Annotated in this window: 4 protein-coding genes; all 4 read left to right on the top strand. The window is 67.3% G+C overall.

The features are described 5' to 3' along the window. A partial coding sequence (locus VIM19_13300; protein ID HEY5185851.1) for a hypothetical protein occupies window positions 1-270 on the top strand: 270 nt, incomplete at its 5' end. Window positions 271-274: 4 nt separating this feature from the next. Further along, window positions 275-904, top strand: coding sequence for a ComF family protein (locus tag VIM19_13295; GenBank protein ID HEY5185850.1), 630 nt, complete (start codon window positions 275-277; stop codon window positions 902-904). Between the two features lie 285 nt (window positions 905-1,189). Then, window positions 1,190-1,861: a ribosome-associated translation inhibitor RaiA gene (gene raiA, locus VIM19_13290; protein HEY5185849.1), complete on the top strand. Its 672-nt coding sequence runs from the start codon at window positions 1,190-1,192 to the stop codon at window positions 1,859-1,861. 97 nt (window positions 1,862-1,958) lie between these two features. Further along, the gene (secA, locus tag VIM19_13285) at window positions 1,959-4,760 is read left to right on the top strand and encodes a preprotein translocase subunit SecA (GenBank protein ID HEY5185848.1); all 2,802 of its coding nucleotides are present in this window, start codon (window positions 1,959-1,961) and stop codon (window positions 4,758-4,760) included. Window positions 4,761-4,831: the final 71 nt, after the last annotated feature.

The following is a 4,831-nucleotide window of genomic DNA, read 5'->3' as shown; positions in this document are numbered from 1 at the left end:
GCCTCGATCATCAAGGCCGACAACCCAACCCGCAAATCCACCGGCCCACAACCCGACGATCCCAACTACGCCCTCGCCACAATCCCAGCTGACATGCTCACCAACTTGAGCCAAGTCGGGAGAACAAGACGCGCTCCTCGTTGTCAAGCCTGGTTGGAAACGCGGTGTGCCGATGTAATTGCCCCTCAGGTCGTCTGGGTCGGCACGGCAGCCGACGTCGAGGGGGCGTTCGGCCGCACTCTGAGCTGTCATACCCTGGCGGCACACTGACAACATGCTCGATCTCGTGCTGCCGCTGGAATGCGGCGGTTGCGGCGCGCCGTCGACCCGGTGGTGTGACGTCTGCGCCGCCGCGCTCGAGGTCAAGTCCGACGAACCCCACCTGGTCACGCCGCGCGTCGACCCCGGCGTGCCGGTATTCGCCCTCGGCCGCTACGCCGGCCCGCGCAGGCAGGCCATCGTCGCCCTCAAGGAGCACGGCCGCCGCGACCTGACCGCCCCGCTGGCCCGCGCCCTGGCCATGGGGGTCCACCGCCTGATCGGCTGGGGCATTCTCGACACCCCGGTCACGGTCGTCCCCGCCCCGACCCGCGCCTCGGCCGCCCGCCGCCGCGGCGGCGACCCCGTCGCCCGGATCGCCACCGTCGCGACCCGGGCCCACCCCGCCGTCACCGTCGTGGCGGCCCTGCGCACCAGGGCGATGGTCCGTGACTCCGTCGGCCTGACCAGCACCGCGCGCGAGCGCAACATCGCCGGGCGGGTGCGGCTGATCCGCTCGGTGGCGGGTCCCGTTCTGCTCGTCGACGACATCGTCACCACCGGCGCGACGGCCCGCGAATCGGTGCGCACGCTGCGAACTGCAGGGGCGGAAGTGACGGCTGTGCTGGCCCTCGCGCACGCGTGACTTTGGTCCTTGTAACGAAGGTCGAAAGAACTGAAAACAGGTGCGTCAAAAGGTGGCACCACCGTGTGAACTCCGACTACCGTCGGGGCCAACACACCGTGAACACATCACGGGGGGACCTAGCACACAGGTCCGCCACTTCACCGAGAACGGTAGGAGGTGAGTTCTTCGACCTCTGGCGCCGGCGGGGGAGAGTCCGTGCCTTCCCTGCTCGGCGCAGTCATCGAATGACAGGCCGGGCACGCCCCAGTGCGTGCAACCCGTAAGAGAAACGAGTTGTCAAGCATGTCAACCCAATCCGTGAACGCCGATCAGCTGACCGACACCGACGAATCCTCTACGACCGACGCAGGCGCCGAGGTACAGGTGACGGGTCGCAACGTCGAGGTCCCCGACCACTATCGCGTCTATGTCGCCCAGAAGCTCGCTCGCCTCGAGCGGTTCGATCGCTCGATCTACCGCTTCGACGTCGAGCTCGAGCACGAACGCAACCGTCGCCAGCGCAAGAACTGCCAGCACGTCGAGATCACCGCGCGCGGACGCGGCCCCGTCGTCCGCGGCGAGGGCTGCGCCGACAGTTTCTACGGCGCCTTCGAAGCCGCGGTGCACAAGCTCGAGAACCGGCTGCGCCGCAGCAAGGACCGCCGCAAGGTCCACTATGGCGACAAGACCCCGGTCTCGCTGCACCAGGCCACCGCGGCGGTGGACGCCGTCGCGGCGTTCGCCCCGAACAAGGACGCCGCAACCGGCGAGCAGGCCGTCGCCGAGGACCACGAGCCCGGCCGCATCGTGCGCACCAAGGAGCACCCGGCCAAGCCGATGACGGTCGACGACGCGCTCTACGAGATGGAACTGGTGGGGCACGACTTCTTCTTGTTCCAGGACAAGGAGACGGATCGCCCCTCGGTCGTCTACCGTCGCCACGCCTACGACTACGGCCTGATCCGGCTCGCCTGAGGCTGACGGGGGCGAACGAGCGCGTCACCTAGGATGGAGGGCGCTCAAGCCTCCAATCCACAGGGGAAGCCTCCTCTGTCTATTCCAGGGGAAGATTGTGCTTTCGAAGTTACTGCGCCTCGGCGAAGGTCGCATGGTCAAGCGCCTCAAGGGGGTGGCTGACTATGTCAACACCTTGTCCGACGACGTAGAGAAGCTCACCGACGCCGAGCTGCGGGCCAAGACCGACGAGTTCAAGAAGCGCGTCGCCGGCGGCGAGGACCTCGACGACGTGCTGCCCGAGGCCTTCGCCGTGGCCCGCGAGGCGGCCTGGCGGGTGCTCTCCCAGCGCCACTTCGACGTCCAGGTCATGGGTGGTGCGGCCCTGCACTTCGGCAACGTCGCCGAGATGAAGACCGGTGAGGGCAAGACCCTGACCTGTGTGCTGCCCGCATACCTCAACTCGCTGGCCGGCACCGGCGTGCACGTTGTCACGGTCAACGACTACCTGGCCAAACGCGACAGCGAGTGGATGGGCCGCGTGCACCGCTTCCTGGGACTGGACGTGGGCGTGATCCTGGCCCAGATGACGCCCGACGAGCGGCGCGTCGCTTACGGCGCCGACATCACCTACGGCACCAACAACGAGTTCGGCTTCGACTACCTGCGCGACAACATGGCGCACTCGGTCGAAGAGATGGTCCAGCGCGGCCACAACTACGCCATCGTCGACGAGGTCGACTCCATCCTCATCGACGAGGCCCGCACCCCGCTGATCATCTCCGGTCCGGCCGACGGTGCCTCGCACTGGTACAGCGAGTTCGCCCGCATCTCGCCGCTGATGGAAAAGGACACCCATTACGAGGTCGACATCCGCAAGCGCACCGTCGGCGTGCACGAGCTGGGCGTGGAGTTCGTCGAGGACCAGCTCGGCATCGACAACCTCTACGAGGCCGCCAACTCGCCGCTGGTCAGCTACCTCAACAACTGCCTGAAGGCCAAGGAGCTTTTCCAGCGCGACAAGGACTACATCGTCCGCAACGGCGAGGTTCTGATCGTCGACGAGTTCACCGGCCGCGTGCTGATCGGCCGCCGCTACAACGAGGGCATGCACCAGGCCATCGAGGCCAAGGAGAACGTGGAGATCAAGGCCGAGAACCAGACCCTGGCCACGATCACCCTGCAGAACTACTTCCGGCTCTACGACAAGCTCGCCGGCATGACCGGCACCGCCGAGACCGAGGCCGCCGAGCTGCACGAGATCTACAAGCTCGGCGTGGTCCAGATCCCGACCAACATGCCGATGGTCCGCAAGGACCAGACCGACCTCATCTACAAGACCGAGGAAGCCAAGTACATCGCCGTCGTCGACGACGTCACCGAGCGCTACGAGAAGGGCCAGCCGGTCCTGATCGGCACCACCAGCGTCGAGCGCTCGGAGTACCTGTCGCGCCAGTTCCAGAAGCGGCGCGTGCCGCACAACGTCCTCAACGCCAAGTACCACGAGCAGGAGGCCGGCATCATTGCCGAAGCCGGCCGGCGCGGCGCCATCACGGTGGCCACCAACATGGCCGGCCGCGGTACCGACATCGTGCTCGGCGGCAATGTCGACTTTCTGCTCGACCAGCGGCTGCGCGAGCGGGGCCTGGATCCGGTCGAGACCCCCGACGAGTACGAGGTGGCCTGGCACGAGGAACTGCCCAAGGTCAAGGCTGAGGCGGCCGAGGAGGCCGAGGACGTCATCGCCGTCGGCGGTCTCTACGTGCTGGGCACCGAACGCCACGAGTCACGTCGTATCGACAACCAGCTGCGTGGACGCTCGGGACGCCAGGGCGACCCAGGTGAGTCGCGGTTCTACCTGTCGCTGGGCGACGAGCTCATGCGGCGGTTCAACGGCGCGACGCTGGAGTCGCTGCTGACCCGGCTCAACCTGCCCGACGACGTGCCCATCGAGGCCAAGATGGTCACCCGTGCGATCAAGAGCGCGCAGACCCAGGTCGAGCAGCAGAACTTCGAGATCCGCAAGAACGTCCTCAAGTACGACGAGGTGATGAACCAGCAGCGCAAGGTCATCTACGAGGAGCGCCGCCGGATTCTCGAGGGGGAGAACCTGCAGCAGCAGGCCCACGACATGCTGGTCGACGTCGTCACCGCCTATGTCAACGGTGCCACCGCCGAGGGCTACTCCGAGGACTGGGACCTCGAGCAGCTGTGGACCGCGCTCAAGCAGCTCTACCCGGTGGGCATCGACCACCACGACCTCATCGACTCCGACGCTGTCGGCGAACCCGGTGAGTTGACCCGCGAAGAGCTGCTCGACGCGTTGGTCGCCGACGCCGAAAAAGCGTATGCCGCAAGGGAAGCCGAGATCGAGGCGCTTGCCGGCGAGGGCGCCATGCGTCAGCTGGAGCGCAACGTGCTGCTCAACGTCATCGACCGCAAGTGGCGCGAGCACCTCTACGAGATGGACTACCTCAAGGAGGGCATCGGCCTGCGGGCCATGGCGCAGCGCGACCCGCTGGTCGAGTACCAGCGCGAGGGCTACGACATGTTCACCGGCATGCTCGAGGGCGTCAAGGAGGAGTCGGTCGGCTTCCTGTTCAACGTCCAGGTCGAGGCCGTGCCGCAGACGGCGCCGACGGTCGCCCCGGTCGCCACCCCTCAGGGGCTGGCCGATCTCGGCGCGCCCGAGGAGGACGAGGAGCCCAGCGGACGCCACGCCGCGGCGACCCTGCGCGCCAAGGGCATCGACGACGAGGACTCCCGCCAGCTGACCTACAGCGGTCCGGCGGAGGACGGCTCGGCCGAGGTGAAGCGCAACGGCGGCAAGCACGCCGCCCCGGCCAGCGGCACCCGCAAGGAGCGTCGCGAGGCCGCGCGGCAGCGCGCCAAGGACCAGAAGACGTTGCGTCGCGGGTAGTCGAGTCGACGATGCCGCTGAGAGACGAGGCGGAGGAGGAGCGAGACAGTCGCGGGTAGTCGAGTCCCGTC

The sequence above is a fragment of the Actinomycetes bacterium genome (assembly GCA_036510875.1).
Taxonomy (GTDB): Bacteria; Actinomycetota; Actinomycetes; order Prado026; family Prado026; genus DATCDE01.
Note: the sequence above shows the minus strand (reverse complement) of the source record. Positions and strands in the feature narration are given on the sequence as shown.